Annotated in this window: 22 protein-coding genes; 14 read left to right on the forward strand and 8 right to left on the reverse strand. The window is 42.5% G+C overall.

Going from position 1 to position 16,197, the window contains the following annotated elements; translation table 11 throughout:
• The first annotated feature begins 12 nt into the window (after positions 1–12).
• From QXW63_06800 to nadC, 5 genes are all read left to right on the forward strand, one after another.
• Complete coding sequence (locus tag QXW63_06800) at positions 13–333, forward strand: hypothetical protein (protein MEM3461597.1); 321 nt, start codon at positions 13–15, stop codon at positions 331–333.
• A gap of 158 nt (positions 334–491) precedes the next feature.
• Positions 492–1,112, forward strand: a complete 621-nt coding sequence (gene psmB / locus QXW63_06805) for an archaeal proteasome endopeptidase complex subunit beta (protein MEM3461598.1) — start codon at positions 492–494, stop codon at positions 1,110–1,112.
• An 80-nt stretch (positions 1,113–1,192) separates the two neighbouring features.
• The gene (locus tag QXW63_06810) at positions 1,193–1,819 is read left to right on the forward strand and encodes a TIGR00296 family protein (GenBank protein ID MEM3461599.1); all 627 of its coding nucleotides are present in this window, start codon (positions 1,193–1,195) and stop codon (positions 1,817–1,819) included.
• A gap of 4 nt (positions 1,820–1,823) precedes the next feature.
• A complete protein-coding gene (locus QXW63_06815) occupies positions 1,824–3,011 on the forward strand; it encodes a glycosyltransferase (protein ID MEM3461600.1) in 1,188 nt (395 codons plus the stop codon).
• 24 nt (positions 3,012–3,035) lie between these two features.
• Positions 3,036–3,902, forward strand: coding sequence for a carboxylating nicotinate-nucleotide diphosphorylase (nadC, locus tag QXW63_06820; protein MEM3461601.1), 867 nt, complete (start codon positions 3,036–3,038; stop codon positions 3,900–3,902).
• Positions 3,903–3,911: 9 nt separating this feature from the next.
• Here the strand turns inward: nadC and QXW63_06825 are convergent, their stop codons facing one another.
• The 4 genes from QXW63_06825 to QXW63_06840 are packed head-to-tail and all read right to left on the reverse strand — an operon-like array spanning position 3,912 to position 6,224.
• Positions 3,912–4,463 carry a stage II sporulation protein M gene (locus tag QXW63_06825; GenBank protein ID MEM3461602.1) on the reverse strand — a complete coding sequence of 184 codons (552 nt, stop codon included), beginning with the start codon at positions 4,461–4,463 and terminating at the stop codon, positions 3,912–3,914.
• A gap of 17 nt (positions 4,464–4,480) precedes the next feature.
• Positions 4,481–5,173 (reverse strand): DUF4152 family protein, encoded by a 693-nt coding sequence (locus QXW63_06830; GenBank protein MEM3461603.1) that lies wholly within the window; start codon positions 5,171–5,173, stop codon positions 4,481–4,483.
• A gap of 53 nt (positions 5,174–5,226) precedes the next feature.
• Positions 5,227–5,844 carry an RlmE family RNA methyltransferase gene (locus QXW63_06835; GenBank protein ID MEM3461604.1) on the reverse strand — a complete coding sequence of 206 codons (618 nt, stop codon included), beginning with the start codon at positions 5,842–5,844 and terminating at the stop codon, positions 5,227–5,229.
• Between the two features lie 2 nt (positions 5,845–5,846).
• Positions 5,847–6,224: a transcriptional regulator gene (locus QXW63_06840; protein MEM3461605.1), complete on the reverse strand. Its 378-nt coding sequence runs from the start codon at positions 6,222–6,224 to the stop codon at positions 5,847–5,849.
• Positions 6,225–6,357: 133 nt separating this feature from the next.
• Here QXW63_06840 and kae1 point away from each other — a divergent pair, with 133 nt between their 5' ends.
• From kae1 to QXW63_06885, 9 genes are all read left to right on the forward strand, one after another.
• Positions 6,358–7,347, forward strand: a complete 990-nt coding sequence (gene kae1, locus QXW63_06845) for a KEOPS complex N(6)-L-threonylcarbamoyladenine synthase Kae1 (GenBank protein ID MEM3461606.1) — start codon at positions 6,358–6,360, stop codon at positions 7,345–7,347.
• On the forward strand, positions 7,335–8,003 hold the full coding sequence (locus QXW63_06850) for a KEOPS complex kinase/ATPase Bud32 (GenBank protein MEM3461607.1): 669 nt from the start codon (positions 7,335–7,337) through the stop codon (positions 8,001–8,003). The genes kae1 and QXW63_06850 overlap by 13 nt, the downstream gene beginning before the upstream one ends.
• Entirely contained in the window at positions 8,000–8,401 is a 402-nt protein-coding gene (locus QXW63_06855; GenBank protein MEM3461608.1) for a VOC family protein, read from the forward strand. Before QXW63_06850 ends, QXW63_06855 begins: the two co-directional genes overlap by 4 nt.
• A 6-nt stretch (positions 8,402–8,407) precedes the next feature.
• Positions 8,408–8,998, forward strand: a complete 591-nt coding sequence (locus tag QXW63_06860; protein ID MEM3461609.1) for an XTP/dITP diphosphatase — start codon at positions 8,408–8,410, stop codon at positions 8,996–8,998.
• Between the two features lie 47 nt (positions 8,999–9,045).
• Positions 9,046–9,489 carry a 30S ribosomal protein S15 gene (locus QXW63_06865; protein MEM3461610.1) on the forward strand — a complete coding sequence of 148 codons (444 nt, stop codon included), beginning with the start codon at positions 9,046–9,048 and terminating at the stop codon, positions 9,487–9,489.
• Between the two features lie 77 nt (positions 9,490–9,566).
• Positions 9,567–11,018, forward strand: a complete 1,452-nt coding sequence (locus tag QXW63_06870) for a DHH family phosphoesterase (protein ID MEM3461611.1) — start codon at positions 9,567–9,569, stop codon at positions 11,016–11,018.
• Entirely contained in the window at positions 10,996–11,256 is a 261-nt protein-coding gene (locus tag QXW63_06875; GenBank protein ID MEM3461612.1) for a KEOPS complex subunit Pcc1, read from the forward strand. The genes QXW63_06870 and QXW63_06875 overlap by 23 nt, the downstream gene beginning before the upstream one ends.
• A 162-nt stretch (positions 11,257–11,418) precedes the next feature.
• On the forward strand, positions 11,419–12,705 hold the full coding sequence (gene serS / locus QXW63_06880; protein ID MEM3461613.1) for a serine--tRNA ligase: 1,287 nt from the start codon (positions 11,419–11,421) through the stop codon (positions 12,703–12,705).
• A 50-nt stretch (positions 12,706–12,755) separates the two neighbouring features.
• Positions 12,756–13,373 carry a 30S ribosomal protein S3ae gene (locus QXW63_06885; protein ID MEM3461614.1) on the forward strand — a complete coding sequence of 206 codons (618 nt, stop codon included), beginning with the start codon at positions 12,756–12,758 and terminating at the stop codon, positions 13,371–13,373.
• A 2-nt stretch (positions 13,374–13,375) separates the two neighbouring features.
• Here the strand turns inward: QXW63_06885 and QXW63_06890 are convergent, their stop codons facing one another.
• Genes QXW63_06890 through QXW63_06905 form a run of 4 tightly spaced genes read right to left on the reverse strand, consistent with a single transcriptional unit; the run spans position 13,376 to position 16,196 of the window.
• Positions 13,376–13,921, reverse strand: coding sequence for a 2-oxoacid:ferredoxin oxidoreductase subunit gamma (locus tag QXW63_06890; GenBank protein MEM3461615.1), 546 nt, complete (start codon positions 13,919–13,921; stop codon positions 13,376–13,378).
• A 3-nt stretch (positions 13,922–13,924) separates the two neighbouring features.
• The gene (locus QXW63_06895; GenBank protein MEM3461616.1) at positions 13,925–14,764 is read right to left on the reverse strand and encodes a 2-oxoacid:ferredoxin oxidoreductase subunit beta; all 840 of its coding nucleotides are present in this window, start codon (positions 14,762–14,764) and stop codon (positions 13,925–13,927) included.
• Positions 14,764–15,915, reverse strand: a complete 1,152-nt coding sequence (locus tag QXW63_06900; GenBank protein ID MEM3461617.1) for a 2-oxoacid:acceptor oxidoreductase subunit alpha — start codon at positions 15,913–15,915, stop codon at positions 14,764–14,766. The genes QXW63_06895 and QXW63_06900 overlap by 1 nt, the downstream gene beginning before the upstream one ends.
• Entirely contained in the window at positions 15,912–16,196 is a 285-nt protein-coding gene (locus QXW63_06905; protein ID MEM3461618.1) for a 4Fe-4S binding protein, read from the reverse strand. The genes QXW63_06900 and QXW63_06905 overlap by 4 nt, the downstream gene beginning before the upstream one ends.
• Position 16,197: the final 1 nt, after the last annotated feature.

Raw genomic sequence — 16,197 nt, forward strand, 5'->3', positions numbered from 1 at the left:
GTGGAGCATGAAATGGGCGGACCATCCGAACGTGAATTAATGGAGAAACTGAGCAAAATACAGGAAAAGATTCTCAAAACTGAAAAGGACATTAACAACGAGTTTGCAAAGATGGAAAAAACCAAACTGGAAGCACTCAAAAAGACAGAAGAAACGAAACGTTCTGCTGACCACGACTTGGAAAAAATAGAAAAAGACATAGTAAAATCATCAGACCTTGCTCCAGAGTCTAAACAACGGCTTAGCCAAGAAATTTCTCTGCTGAAAAACGAAATTTTACAAAGATACACTGACCTAAAAACCAGAATCACTCGGGCTCTCTCTCCAAGATAAGCAACAACCCTCAACTTTTTCTTTATCAACTCCTTAATTTTGATGCTACAATAATAAAAACGCTAAACTCTCTGTTATTCCTATGAACAATGTGTGAAAACTTTTATGATTAAACTTAATAAGTTGCTTGCGTATATCACGGAGAAAGGTGAGCCCCAATGGAAAGTGAATCACAACAATCTCAATATCTTTGGATTCCAGGCGCCACAACCGTCGGCGTAGTATGCCAAGACGGCGTTATTTTAGCTTCTGAGAAACGTGTTTCTTACGGTTATCTTGTCGTCAGCAAAGGCGGCAAAAAAGTTTTCAAATTAACTGACCAAATAGGCGCTGCATGCGCTGGACTCGTTTCAGACATGCAAATTCTCGTAAGAGAAGTGGAAGCATACGCGCAACTTTTCAATCTTGACGCAGGCAGACCAATTTCTGTGAGAGCAGCAGCCAAACTAATGTCAAACCTGCTTTTCGCTCGACGTTTAGCCCCCTTGATTACACAAACAATTGTTGGCGGACTAGATGATGAAGGAGCATCGCTTTACGTGCTTGACATTCTAGGTTCAGTAATACCTGACAAGTACGCTGTCGTTGGTTCGGGAACAGAAATCGCCATGGGAGTACTTGAAGAATCATACAAAGAAGGCATGACTATGGAAGAAGCCAAAGACTTAGTCGTAAGAGCAATAAAATCTGCCATAAGTAGAGACATCATGAGCGGCGACGGAATAGATTTCTTACTGATAACCAAGGATGGAATCCAGGAAGAATCAATAAAGTTCTAAAGTGTCCTAATTTTGCAAAAGGTTAAACCTTACAATTAATATATTCCAGCTATTGCTATCAAACGCGGAGAACCACATAATTGTCATTTGAGCTTAGCTTAGAAGAAGGAGAATTCCTCGTTACGCTTGCACGAAAAGCCGTTGAAGAATACCTAAAGAGTAAAAGGCAAATTAGTCCTCCCAAAAACATTAATGATAAACTAATGCAGCCCTGCGGAGTTTTCGTAACAATCAACAGCATAGAAAGTGGCGAAAAAGAACTGCGAGGCTGCATCGGCTATCCTTATCCAACCACACCATTAGTTCAAGCAGTTATAGAGTCTGCAATAAGCTCGGCAACTCAAGACCCACGCTTCTATCCACTATCATTAAACGAACTTGACAAGGTAGTCTTTGAAGTGAGCGTGCTTACACCTCCGCAGATAATAGAGGTTAAGAAACCAAATGAATACCCCAACAAAATCAAAATAGGCGAAGACGGACTGATTGTTGAAAGAGGCATGTTTAAAGGGCTACTTCTGCCTCAAGTGCCAGTTGAATGGGAATGGGATGCAGAGGAATTTCTGTGTCAATGCTGCATAAAAGCGGGCTTATCCCCAGATTATTGGCTTTTGGACGGCACCAAAATTTACAAGTTTCAAGCCATAATTTTTGAGGAAGAGAAACCAAAAGGCAAAGTGAAACGTAAGGTCCTCGGCGGGAAATAGGTTTATGCGCGTTTATTTCGCTCCATGCGGCATAGGTTTAGGGCATGTAGGCAGATGTATTCCAATAGCGAAAAAACTTCAGGAAAAAAACGCTGAGGTAGTATTTTCCACTTATAGAGAAGGATTACGTTACGTTGAGCAACAAAAGTTTCCGCTCATAAAAGCTCCATCTATCGGTTTTCAAGTCAAACCAGATGGAACCATAGACTTTAAGCAGACCGCGATAAACCCGGGTCCATTTTTGTCGACTTTCACACTTATGAAACAAGTAAATGCTGAAATTCGAGCAGTTCAACACTTCAAACCCGACGTTGTTGTCTCAGATTCACGAATCTCGCCGTTAATAGCAGCTAGACTGCTAGGCATTCCTAGAATCTGCATTTTGAATCAGTTCCAAGTGATAATTCCACGAAGAAAGCGGTTTTTACGATTAGCCAGACTTGCAGACTCTGTAACGCTTACGCTTGTTGGAAAAATGTGGACAAGCGGAAACACGACTTTGATACCTGATTTTCCTCCGCCATACACGATATGCGCGGGCAACTTGAACATTCCCAAATCCTACAGAAAAAACGTCAAACTAATTGGGCCGCTACTGCCAGTTCGCCCAGAAACATTGCCGACTAAGGAAGAGATTCGTAAGAAATTAAGATTACCATTAAACAAGCCGGTTGTCTTTGTTCCAATAAGTGGTCCCATAAGAGAAAGAGCTTTCTTAACCGGGATTCTGAAGAAAATTTTGATGGAACTTCCAGAAGATTATGAAATAGTCATGTCGCTTGGCTATCCAAACGCAGATGAAAAGCCATTTCGCCGTAATAACGTAACGGTTTACATGTGGACCTCGAAACGGTTCGAGTATTTGAAAGCATGCGACTTGGTTGTGAGCCGCGCGGGACATGGAACCTTAACCCAGTGTTTATCCTATGGCAAACCAATGATACTCATACCCACACCAAGCCACACAGAGCAAATTAGCAACGCAAAACAAGTCGCTGACTTAGGCGCAGCGAAAGTCTTGCTTCAAGAAAAACTCGACAAGGGAAGCCTTCAGAAAAATATTCAGCAAATTTTGGAAAGCGAAATTCCCGCGAGATTGGAGAAAATTCAAAGAGAAGTTTTGAAATATGATGGTCTAGAAGAAGCCGTTGCCACAATAGCGAACGTGGCAGAGGATAAGCAAGTATTTTAAGTTAAAAATTCAAACAATAAAGATATGTTTGTTCCTCGGAAAATTTTGGAAGAAAAACTTCGAAAAATACTCGAAGAAGACATCGGGCAAGGAGACATAACCACTGCACTGACGGTTTTCGAAGGAAGCACTGCAGAAGCAGAAGTAATAGCAAAAGAAGCTGGAGTCGCAGCAGGAATTGAAGAAGCAAGAATCCTTCTCGAAAGTTTAAAACTGAAAACTGAAACGCTAGTTGCAGATGGAGAAAAAATAAAGCCGAAACAAGTGCTCATGAAAATTTCAGGAGATATGCGAACGATACTTTCTGCTGAGCGCACAGTTCTAAACCTCCTTTCGCGCATGAGCGGCATAGCAACGGCGACACGAAAGTTAGTGGAAAAAATCCAGAAAGCGGGATTTAAGACGAAAGTTGCATGCACACGAAAAACAGCGCCCGGACTGCTTTATTTTGACAAAAAAGCGGTTCAAGTTGGCGGTGGCGACACGCATCGGCTTCATTTAGATGATATGGTTTTAATCAAAGACAACCATATAACAGCAACTGGAAGCCTAAAAGAAGCCATAAGAAAAGTGAAGGAAAAAACTTCATTCAGCAAAAAGATTGAAGTTGAAGTTACCAAAGTTGAGGATGTTCTAGCCGCGGCAAAGACTGGTGTAGATGTAATAATGTTGGACAACTTTTCCCCAAAACAATTAAAAGAAGCTGTTGGGCTGCTCAAAAAAGCCGGATTTCATGGCAAACTTTTGTTGGAAGCCAGCGGAGGAATAACTGCAGAAAATATTTTGACATATGCATCAACGGGCATCGACATTGTAAGTTTAGGAGAAATAACACACAGCCCAAAGGCGCTTGACATAAGTCTGGAAATTAGAAAGATCAGAAAGCAATAGGTTTTTAGCTTAAGCCAACAAAGAGCTCATTCCAATTTCTATGAATGCAGCCGCCAAAAGCAGCAACGCACAAATCGCGATAAACATTGACGCGTACGCTAGTTCCCTTCGGCCTCTATGTTTTATTATGCGCCAAAACAGCCAAACGCCTTCACTTATTCCTATTGAATAAGCTAGAAACTCTAACCATCCAAAAGGTAAAACGAGCAAATTAAGAAAAACTAAAGAGGGATGGGCAATTCCGTAGCTTAATCCTGCAATCGTGACGCCAGTGCTAAATAACACGTAAAGTTCTAGAAAGATTCCGGCTATTGGAATAAAAGCAAGTAGACAAATGAAAAAATTATTTCCAAAGATGAATGTAACTTGATTTAGCAATGACATACTATTTAAAGTGTTTCTTGTTTGGTTCATTGATTCATTTATCTCGTTTGCTTCCGCTGCAGAAAGAGGGATCAAAGTGCCAGCAATGGTTACAATTACAGAAATTACAAAGAAAACCCCAATTACAAATATTCTCTTATACAATGGTGACAATTTATTCCCAAAGTCAAATTTCACGAAAACGCCTCCCATTTCTACACCTTTGGAGTTATTTTTAAGACTCTGAAACCTCTCGCAGTTGGGTTTAACATTTCAATAATATTAACTTTTTTGAGAATTTCTTTCTTATCTTCAGCGTAGCCTCTCACGTCGTGTTCTGCTCCAATAAGAGAATAAAGATACACGTCTTTTTCTGCTAGTCTGGGTTGACATTTAGAGGGCAAACCAAGCATTAGCACCTTCTTTTCTTCAATTGCCTTTTCGCTTGTGTAGATGATTGCGTGTGCTCCAGATGTTAATTCTGCAATTCTTACTGGGATGCTTTCTTTTCCGATGGCAAGAACCTCAATTCTATATTTTTGCGTGATTTCGCCGCTAATTTTCCTAAGCTTGGGCAAAATCCGTAGGAGATGCTGTCTTGCTCTGCTGGAAACTTTCATATTAGAAAACTGTATGGGAGAAAGTTCCTCCAGAGAAACTGCTCCTAAAGACATGTCAAGGTGCACAACGTCTGCCTTAACTCTTCCTAATAGTTCCTTGCAAAGTTCTGCTTCGCGAATCACTGCTTCATGTCCGTCTTCTGCTTTTATGAAAATAGGCTTGGCTAGGCACACGTTGGGTTCTCGATAAGGCGGATTAACCAGCACTGCCGCTGCCGCAACAATCGTTAATGGTTCAAACTTATCATTTAATATGGCGGACGAGGAATCCGCTGCGACAATTTTCAAACATTCCACCTTGTCTAACACATAAAATAGACAACAGAATTTATCTTTGCTGTTTAATCTGATGTTTCCTTCAAGTGCATTCCCAAAATAAATATTTCAGAGCTTTTAGTTCTACTCGCTTTAGGCTTCATTATCCTGACAACTTCAAAGTGTTTCTTTACTTTTTGGATAAAGTCATCTAATAAATCTCCTTGAAAAACCTTTACAAAGAAATTTCCGCGTGGCTTGAGCGTTTCTAGGGCTATTTTTAATGCTTGGTGTGCCAAATCTATTTGGCGGGCATGGTCGACTTCCCATATTCCAGAGATGTTGGGAGAAACGTCTGAAACTACCGCGTCAGCCTTTTTGGGAAGAGTATTCAAAATCTCTTGAAGAGTTTCTGGCTCATTTATGTCGCCTATTATCGTTCGAACATTATCTTGTGGAAAAGGTTTAATGGGTTTCAAGTCAACTCCTAAGACAAAGCCTTTGCTTCCAACGATTTTTCTTGCAACTTTAATCCAACCGCCCGGTGCAGAACCCAAATCAACAACGACATCGCGGTATTTTATGAAATGATACTTTTCGATGGCTTCAAGCAGTTTGAACGCTGCTCTAGAACGGTATTCCCGCTCTTTAGCCATTCTGTAATAATAATCCTTCTTTCTTTCCCGAATCCACGCCTTTGGCAAAACTAACTGTCACCAATCGTGCCAGATTCGCCTTTCGCTATCAAAAGCAACCAGTCTGTGAGTCTTTCACAGTTTTGCGGCGAAATCGAGCTTGACGGGTCGCATCTAGCATTGTCTGGACACATTAGACATGGGCAGTCTGCAATCGAGTCTATTGACGCCGGGACTCTTTTAGGATATAGCCTATACGTCCATCTTCCTTCGCGCAGTTCTTTTTCTCTGCGGATGAGTTTTTTGGCTTCTAGTTTCAGGGCTATTCTGGAGCCTTCTCGGCTGCTTGCGCCGAGTTTGCGCCATAAGTCTGATTGTAATATGCCCTCGAATCCAACGTTCATTATGTATTGGAGGGCTTTTTGTTCTAAATCATTGCGTTTCGGCATTTTGACCAGGGTCCGAGCTTCTGTGTTGATATTATGTGTGTTTTTAAATAAAAAGGTGTATGTTTATGTTTAGAGGAAAGTATGTTGAAGGATTAACAAATTGAAGGGCAAAAGACCTAGCGAATCTTACTGTTTGGGAATTGAGTCGACAGCTGACGATTTCAGCGTTGGGATATCAACGTTTGATGGTAGAATATTAGCAAACGTGATAAGCGCTTATGTGCCGGAAGAAGGCGGCATTCATCCTAGAGAAGCGGCAAGACATCACGCTGAAGTGGCAAGCAAAGTCTTAGAGGAAGCTTTAGTAAAATCTGGAATAAAGCCACATGATTTGTCGGTTGTCGCGTTTTCTCAAGGTCCAGGTTTAGGTCCTTGTCTTCGGACGGGCGCAACAATTGCGCGTGCCTTGGCGTCTTATCTTAACATTCCGCTTGTAGGTGTGAATCATTGTATCGCGCATATTGAAGTGGGAAAGCTTGAGACAAACGCTAGAGACCCTGTAACGCTTTATGTTTCTGGCGGAAACACGATAGTTGCTGCTTTTGATTCTGGGCGTTACAGAGTTTTTGGCGAAACATTAGATATTGCCCTTGGAAATTGTTTGGATGTTTTTGCAAGGGAGGCTGGGCTTCGGCAAAAACCCGGCATGCCTTTTGGCGCTGTTGTTGAGAAGCTTGCTTCTAAAGGGAAGAAGTTGATTTCGTTGCCTTATACTGTGAAGGGCATGGATACTTCTTTCAGTGGCTTATTAACCGCTGCTGTTAACTTACTAAAAAAGAATGAGTATAAACTTGAGGACTTGTGCTATAGCCTTCAAGAAACGGCGTTTTCAATGATTACAGAAGTTACTGAGAGAGCTTTGGCGCACACGGAGAAAAAGGAGGTTCTTTTGACTGGTGGAGTAGCTGCTAATAAAAGATTGCAGTCTATGATTAAGACGATTGCTGAAGAACATGATGCGAGATTTTGTGTAGTGCCGAGCCAGTTTGCAATTGATAATGGTGCTATGATTGCGTGGACAGGAGTGTTGGCATACCAACATGGTGTTATAACACCTATCGAAAAGAGCTTTGTGAAGTTGCGTTGGCGGCTTGACGAGGTTGAAGTTCCATGGATAAAATGAAGCTGCCGCAGCTGATTAAGAAAGGCGCAGAAGCCAACCTTTACCTTGCACAGTGGCATGGCAGAAAAGTGATAATGAAGAAACGTTTACCCAAAAAGTATCGTCCATTAAAGTTGGATGAGCAAGTTCGAGTTTACCGGACAATTCATGAGCCACGGTTGATGCATGAAGCGAAGAAAGCGGGAGTGCCTACACCAACAATTTTTTTGGTTGACATCGGAAATGCGACAATAATAATGGACTATATAGAGGGAAAACAGGTTAAACTATTATTAAGCGAAGTTTCAAAAACGGAGAGACATGGTTTCTGTTTCAAAATTGGTGAATTAATTGGTAGGCTTCACGAATGTGGCATAATTCATGGCGACTTGACAACATCTAACATGATTTTGAACTCGGAAGGAAAGATTTTCTTTGTGGATTTTGGGCTTGGCGAAAAGACGAAGGAGCTTGAAAGTAGAGGAGTTGACTTACATCTTATGAAGAGAGCTTTGCAGAGCACGCATTTCCAGTTTGCTGAAGAATGTTTTGACGCGGTTATTGAAGGTTATGCAAATGTTATTGATGCTGAAACTGTGAAAAATGTTTTAGATAAGATAGCGGAGATAGAGAGAAGAGGACGATATGTTGCTGAACGGAAAGGTGAAAAGGCATGATTAAGACTGTTTGGTGTGTGACCTTTTATGTTTCGGACTTGAAGAAAGCCGCGAAGTTTTATGAAGAAATTCTGGGTTTAGAGAAGAAGTATGAGTATTCAAGTTATGTTGGGTTTGAGTGTGGTGGAGTAGAAATTGGATTGATTCCTAAACTTACCGAAGGAGAGAAAGTAAGTCTTTTGTCGCCTTCTGTGGAATTTCTTGTGGATGATGTAAGTAAAGCATGCGAGGAACTTAAAAAGAAAGGAGTAAAATTCACAAAAGAATTGCATGATGAGCCATGGGGTGGAAGACAAGCAACCTTCACAGACCCAGATGGCAATGTCTTAGAAATAGCGCAGATAAACTGGCAAAAATATTTTAGTGTAGCCGCAGAAGGTGCAAAGAAGAAGCTGTGAACTGCTATGAATTTTCAATTAAAAGGCAAAGTCATATTTTTCGCAACAAACAATGTTAACAAGTTTAATGAAGCCCGCATGGTTTTTGGTGAATATAAGATAGCTGTTGGCATGCTTAGAGTAAAAACGTTGGAGGTTCAAAATGACAGTTTAGAGGAGATTGCAAAAGCAAGCGTCATGGAAGCCTTTAGGAAATGTAATTTGCCAGTGATTGTTGAAGATGCTGGATTATTCGTGGAAGCGCTAAATGGTTTTCCGGGACCATATGCTGCATATGTTTACAAGACAATAGGCAACAAGGGTTTGTTGCAGCTTATGGAAAAGGCTGAAAACAGAAGAGCAGTTTTCCAGTCTGCAATCGCATATTATTCTGCTGATTTAGAATCGCCGATATGTTTTAAAGGTGAGGTTGTTGGAGAAATAACAAGGAGGGAAAGAACAGCGAATAATTCTTCTGGCTTTGGCTTTGACCCCATTTTTCAGCCAGTCAACATCGGCAAAACGTTCGCGGAAATGACCACAAAAGAAAAAAACAAGTATTCACATCGTGCAAAGGCTTTGCGCAAGTTTGCTGAATGGTACCGGAAGCATCAATAATTTTAAATATCCGCAATCCTTCGCTCTTACAGAGTTCAGAGTGGTAAGTGATGCCAAAACAGGAAAAAGGAAAATCTCATCAGACAAGACCAGTTAGCAAACGTCCTCCAAGCTGGTGCAAATACCAGCCAGAAGAAGTGGAGGCGTTAGTAATTAAGTTGGCGAAGGAAGGACATGCTCCGAGTCGCATTGGAACAATTCTTAGAGACCAGTATGCTATTCCTCTTGTGAAGCCGATAACTGGGAAGACTATAACGAGGATACTTAAGGAGGCTGAGCTTGCGCCGGCGATGCCGGAGGATTTGGGGAATTTAGTGAAGAAAGCGGAAAGTTTGGCTGCTCATTTGGAGAAGAATAAGAAGGATGTGCATAATAAGAGGGCGCTTCAGATTATTGAAGCGAAGATTCATAAGCTTTCACGGTATTATAAGCGTGAAGGTGTTTTGCCTCCGAATTGGAAGTATGAGCCGAAAATTGCTTCGCTTGCTTAGCTTGGATATTTTTCGTTTTTTTGCTTAGAGAATTTTAAATCTTAAATAATCTGTTTCTTACTTTCAGTGTGGTTGTTATGGCTTTGGATGAAACTAAAACTGCTGGTCTTTTTGATTTAGCTGCGCAAGCGGCTAAAGTGATTCTGGAAACTGTGAAGGAGGATGGTTTTGTTCATGTTTTTTCGCATTTGGACGCTGACGGGGTTGCTGCGGCTGGTATTATTGGTAAAATGTTGGCTAGATTAGACGCTAAATTTCGCGTTAGGATAACTCAGTGGATTGACGAGAAAATTGTGGGCGAGATTCTTGCTGACAAGCCGCAACTGATAATTCTAGCAGATTTTGGAAGTGGCTACATTGACTTGTTAAATGAGAAGCTTGCAGATTTTAAAATAGTGATTTTGGATCATCATCAAGTTACTGGTAAGGAAGCGTCTAATATTGTGCATGTGAATCCTCATTTGTTTGGGATTGATGGTGCACGGGACATTAGCGGTTCTGGTGTTGCGTATTTTGTGGCTAAGGCGGTTGACAAAGTCAATGTGGATTTGGCGCCTATTGCTGTGGTTGGTGCTCTTGGTGATTTGCAAGACAAGTATGATCAGCGGTTGCTTGGTGGGCTTAATGAGGTGATAGTTAAAGATGCGGTGGATGCTGGGCTTTTGACGGTTGAAAAAGACCTTATATTCTTTGGTAGAGAAACGCGTCCAATTCACAAGATGTTGTCGTCGACGACTAGTCCTTTTATTCCAGGCATTAGTGGAGAGGAGGATAAGAGTTTGGCTTTTTTGGCAAGTTTGGATATTAAGCCAAGGCATGGGGAAAGATGGCGTGCTTTGAGGGACCTTTCTGATGAAGAGAAGAAGCGGTTGTGCACTGGACTTGCGGATTATTTGTTGTCTAAGGGTTTGCATTATGAGGTTGCAAATCTTATTGGTCATGTTTACACTTTGAAGAGCGAGGAACCGTGGACTCCGCTTAGGGATGCGAGGGAGTTTGCTGTTTTGTTGAATGCGACTGGGCGTATGGATAGGCCTAGTTTGGGTGTTGCTATTTGTATGGGTGATCGTGGTGCGGCCTTTGAAGAGGCGAGCAGGGTGTTGGAGGAGTATAGGCGAACTATTAATAGGTATCTTGGGTGGGTTATGGAGAAGCCTGAGCGGATGCGGGAGTTTGAGAATGTTTATGTTGTTTATGGTGAAGATTTTATTGATGATAAGATAATTGGTGCGATTTCTTCTATCCTTTCTGCGAGTTTGCCGAATCCTGAGAAGCCGTTGATTGCGTATGCGAATGTTGCTGAGGAGGGTTTGGCGAAGTTTTCTGCGAGGACTGTGGATACGATGACGAATAGGGGTGTAAATCTTGGCGTGGTTATGCAGGTGGCTGCGGAGAAGTATGGTGGGAATGGTGGTGGTCATAACATAGCTGCTGGAGCACAAGTTCCAATGGAGAACGTTCAGGGGTTTGTAGCGTTTGTTAATGAGCTTGTTGGAAGGCAGTTGCGTGGTGAGAAGATTGGAAGCTGAAATAATTTTGGAGTATGATGATGAGAGAACTGCGGAAGCGGTTGCGAATGCGGTTTCGCCGGATAATTTTAAGACGCCAAGTGGATTGTGGGTGAGAACGGTTAGAACTGGGAAGAAGGTTGTTACGCAGGTTAAGTGTGAAGGGAAGTTTCCAACGTTTATTGCGACGATTGATGATTTGCTGTTTTGTGTTTCTACTGCGGAAAAGACGCTTCAAGACGCGAGAAAATTTGGCTAAGTAATAGTTGTGTATTTGTTAGGCTTGGGAAAGCCTATACCCCCTCTTATAAATAGGTTCAATTGGTGTTTGGTTGGTTGGATAGGTTTTATCGTAAGGTTAAATAGTTGATTTATGGGTAAGGTTAGAAGGCTAAGCGTCTGATGTGGCTGATTGAGAGAGATGTTGGACATTAAGCTTATCCGCGAAAACCCGGAGTTGGTAAGGAGTAATTTGTTGAGGAGAGGCGACGCTGAAAACTTGAGGATGCTGGACGAGTTAATTGATTATGACAAGAAATGGCGGCAAGGGTTGACTAGGCTTAACGAGTTGCGTCATGAAAGAAAACTTGTAACCATGCAGATTGCGGGGCTCAAAAAGAAGGGAAAAGACGCGGCTAAAGAGTTATCGAAGGCGAAAGTCATCGACGCTGAAATAACAAGCTTGGAAAGGCAAGTGAACGAATGCGAAGAAAAAGTACGTTATTATCTGCTTAGACTCCCAAACCTTCTGCACGAGTCGGTTCCGACCGGCAAGGATGAACACGATAATGTCCCAATTAGAAAGTGGGGTAAAATACCCAAGTTCAGCTTTCCAGTCAAGGACCACATAGATTTGAGCTTAACCCTTGACGTGATGGACATTGAAAGAGCCGGAAAGGTTGCAGGAGCCAGATTTTTCTATCTTAAGAATGAAGCCGTTTTGCTTGATATGGCTTTGATGAATTTTGCCATAGAAGAAATGGTTAAGAAAAAGTACACGCCTATAGAGCCGCCTTTCATGATGCGAAGAAAAGCGTATGAAGGCGTCACAGCCCTAAGCGACTTTGAAGATGTCTTATACAAAATTGAAAATGAAGACTTGTACATGATTGCAACTTCAGAACATCCAATCGCAGCCATGTTCATGGATGAAGTGTTGAAAGCGGATGACCTGCCGCTGAAATTTGTTGGAATAAGCACAAACTTTAGAAAAGAAGCGGGAGCACACGGCAAAGACACACGCGGAATCTTCCGCGTTCACCAATTCAATAAGGTTGAACAGTTCATTTTCTGCCGACCTGAAGACTCATGGAAATTTCATGAAGAGCTAATCCAAAACGCTGAGGAACTCGTCCAGAAACTTGGTTTGCCCTACCATGTTGTAAATGTGTGCACGGGTGACATTGGAACGGTTGCCGCCAAAAAATATGACATAGAAGTTTGGATGCCAGCACAAAACGCCTACAGAGAAATAATCTCGTGCAGCAACTGCACTGATTATCAAGCCAGAAGGTTGAACATAAGATACAGAGAAAAGGAAGGAGAGGCTCCTAAAGGTTTTGTGCATACATTAAATTCCACAGCGTTAGCCAGCAGAACTATGGTTGCTATACTTGAGAATTACCAGCAAAAAGACGGTTCAGTTGTTATTCCAGAAGTTTTGAGAAAATATATGGGTGGCATCGAGAAAATAAAGCCTAAACGGTAAAACTTTTAATACTCTGATGCGAATTTTCAAGCTACATTCGGAGGATTAACGTGTCTTCAAAAACAAAACGTGTAAGAGACAAATGGCGAAGCAAAACATGGTACACCGTAGTGGCTCCGCCATACTTTGGAAACGTTGAGTTAGGAGCAATACCAGCAGACGAACCGGAAAAACTTGTTGGAAGAGTCATTGACTCAACTCTTTATGATGTCACAAACGACTTCGCTCATCAATATTTAAAGATATATTTCCAAATAACCCAACTTGACGGCAAAACCGCAAAGACAATGTTCAAAGGTCACGAGTATTCGCGGGATTATCTGCGAAGCCTTGTGAGAAGAAGAACAACAAAAGTGGATGGGCTCTTCACCGTGACTACGAAAGATGGATATAAACTGCAAGTAGCCGTAACCGCATTTACACTTTCACGAATTAAGACATCGCAAGAGAAAGAAATCCGAACTATAATGGCGAAAATAATCAGAGAAAAAGCATCGGCATTAACATTAGACGAGTTTGCGCAAGAGATGGTCTTAGGCAAAATAGCCTCAGACATATACAACGAGGCAAAAAAATTAGCTCCACTACGTCATGTGGGCATCAGAAAATCAAAACTAACCACGCCACTAGCACAGTTACCGCAAATTCAAACGCGAAAGGCAGAGTAAACCTAACTTTTTAACAAATCTTTCCCGTATTCGTAGCCTTTTTCAAAAGCAGTTAAATTAAGCTCTTCAGTGCCTTTTGGTATGTTTGCTTTAATTGACTCTTTTAACGCGTCTCTATCCAGCAACTCCGTGATAGCTGCAAAAGCGCCCAGCATCACTATGTTAGCAACTATTTTCCTTCCCAACTCTTCAGCAATTTTCGTGGCTGGAACACGATAAACTTTAACATTTTTCAATTCCTTTTCATGCGGAATCATGTCAGGGTCCATAATTATCACTCCACCGGATTTCACGTCTTCCGCATATTCGTTGTAGGCGTGTTGAGACATCACAACAAGCACGTCTGGCTCGGTGACTTTTGGAAAGTCTATGTCCTCTTCTGATATCACCACTTCTGATTTGCACGCGCCGCCTCTTGATTCTGGACCATAAGATTGTGTTTGAACTGCATTTTTTCCACTGTGAATCGCGGCTGCAGCAGCCGTGATTATTCCAGACTTGATTATTCCTTGTCCTCCAAATCCTGCAAACCGAATTTCTTTTCGCATTTTTCACCATCCCATTGCTTTCTCGTTAATCTGAGCTATCTTCTCATGGAGCAGTCTTTCATAACTAATCTTTTCTGTGTTAACAAACTCGCCCACGACTATTTTTTCGGGAGAAATTTCTGCTTTAGACGGGTCGGAGAAATTTTCAACCACAGAAGCTCTTCTAAACCATTCCATCATTTCCAAACCCGTTCGCATCTTGTTGCGTCTGCCGAAAATCTCTGGGCAAGGCGAGACGACTTCTAAGAAGCAGAAACCTTCTTTCTGCAACATCCGCTTTATCGACTGCGTCAACCTTCGCACATGCAAGGTCGTCCATCTAGCCACGTAAGTCGCGCCGGACGCTGCAGCTAAGTGGACTAGGTTAAATGGATGTTCAATGTTGCCGTAAGGGGTTGTAGTTGTTGATGCTTCGAGAGGAGTCGTGGGACCTTGTTGTCCGCCGGTCATTCCATAGTTAAAGTTGTTTGCGCAAATCACCTTTATTCCTATGTTTCGCCGTGCAGCATGAATGAAATGGTTTCCACCGATGGCGAAGAGGTCGCCGTCGCCGCTTATAACAACAACTTCCAACTCTGGATTTGCCAATTTTACTCCAGTTGCGAAGGCTATTGCGCGTCCATGCGTCGTGTGGAAAGAATCAGCATTCGTGTAGCCTGCCGTGCGTCCAATGCAGCCAATGCCAGACACAACCACCAGTTTATCCAAATCCTTCTGTAACTCATCCAACGCGTGAACAAAACAGTTCAGCACAATACCGTTGCCGCATCCGGGACACCAAATATGCGGCATCATCGCCGAACGCAAATACTTCGCAAAAGGATGCACTACTTCCTGAACCATTAAGAACACCTCCTTACCATGTCAAGAATCTCCTGCGGAGTATGCGGCTCCTCGCCTAATTTGGAAAGAAAAGAGACGGGAGTTTCTTTCGCTGCTCTCTCCACTTCGCGAACAATTTGCCCACAATTCATTTCAGGAACAACAATAGCCTTCGCTTGTCCAGCAATTCTTGCAACATGTTTTTCCGGGAAAGGCCACAGTGTGATTAACCGTAACATTCCAGCTTTGATTCCGGCTTCTCTTGCTCTTCTAACTGCGCTTAAGGCGGCTCTGGCTACGATTCCGTAAGCTACAACTACGATATCTGCGTCTTCAAGCATGACCTCTTCAACGTTTATTATCTTATCCGCATTCTTGTTTATCTTTTCACAAAGCCGCCTAACAAGCCTCGTTTGAACTTCAGAGTTTTGTGTTCGAGGATAACCACGCTCATCATGCGTTAAACCTGTTGCGTGAAACCGATAGCCTTCTCCAAAACAAGCCATGGGCGGAACCAAATCATCTTCGGGCATGAAAGGCGCGTATTCGCTTGGTGAAACATGAGGCTTTTTGCGGTTAACTATCCTAATCTCTGAAGCGGGAGGTATGACGACTTTTTCCCACATGTGCGCAACAATCTCATCACCCATCAACAACGTTGGAACACGATAAGTTTCAGCCAAATTAAACGCTTCAACCGTTAAGTTGAACATTTCCTGCACAGAAGAAGGCGCTAAAGCTATGATGCCATAATCGCCATGAGAACCCCACTTGGCTTGCATAACATCCTGCTGTCCCGGCAGCGTGGGCTGCCCAGTGCTTGGTCCGCCTCGCATGATGTCAACAATAACGCATGGAGTCTCAGTCATAACAGCTAAACCTATATTCTCTTGCATGAGGCTAAAGCCTGGTCCAGAAGTCGCCGTCATAGCTTTCAATCCCGCGTAGGAAGCGCCCAGAACAGCCGCGATAGACGCTATTTCATCCTCCATTTGAATGTAGATTCCGCCAAATTCAGGCATTCGCTCCGACAAGTGCTCAGCAATTTCAGTTGCGGGCGTGATTGGGTAACCAGCAAAAAATCTGCAACCAGCAGCAATCGCGCCTTCCGCACATGCAATGTCGCCGCTCATGAAATGCGCGCCGGTTGGCAAAGTTCTTTTTCCAGTCATTTTTTAACATCCTCCTTACATGATTTTTCAGTAACGAAAATTGCAAAGTCTGGACAAACTGCAGTGCAAAAACTGCATATAATACATTTGCTTTCGTCAATAATCTTCGGAGGGTGAACGCCCCGCGCGTTTATCTCTTGAGATTCCTCTAAAACTTTTTTTGGACAGAATTGAATGCAGAAACCGCAGCCTTTGCATTGGTCTTTAATCAAGTGAATCTGCGCTTGAGGCGGCTTCACTTTCTCCTTGTCAAGGGGCTGATGCTTGATTCTTTCTGGCATG

This window comes from Candidatus Bathyarchaeia archaeon, assembly GCA_038873195.1.
GTDB lineage: Archaea > Thermoproteota > Bathyarchaeia > Bathyarchaeales > Bathycorpusculaceae > DSLH01.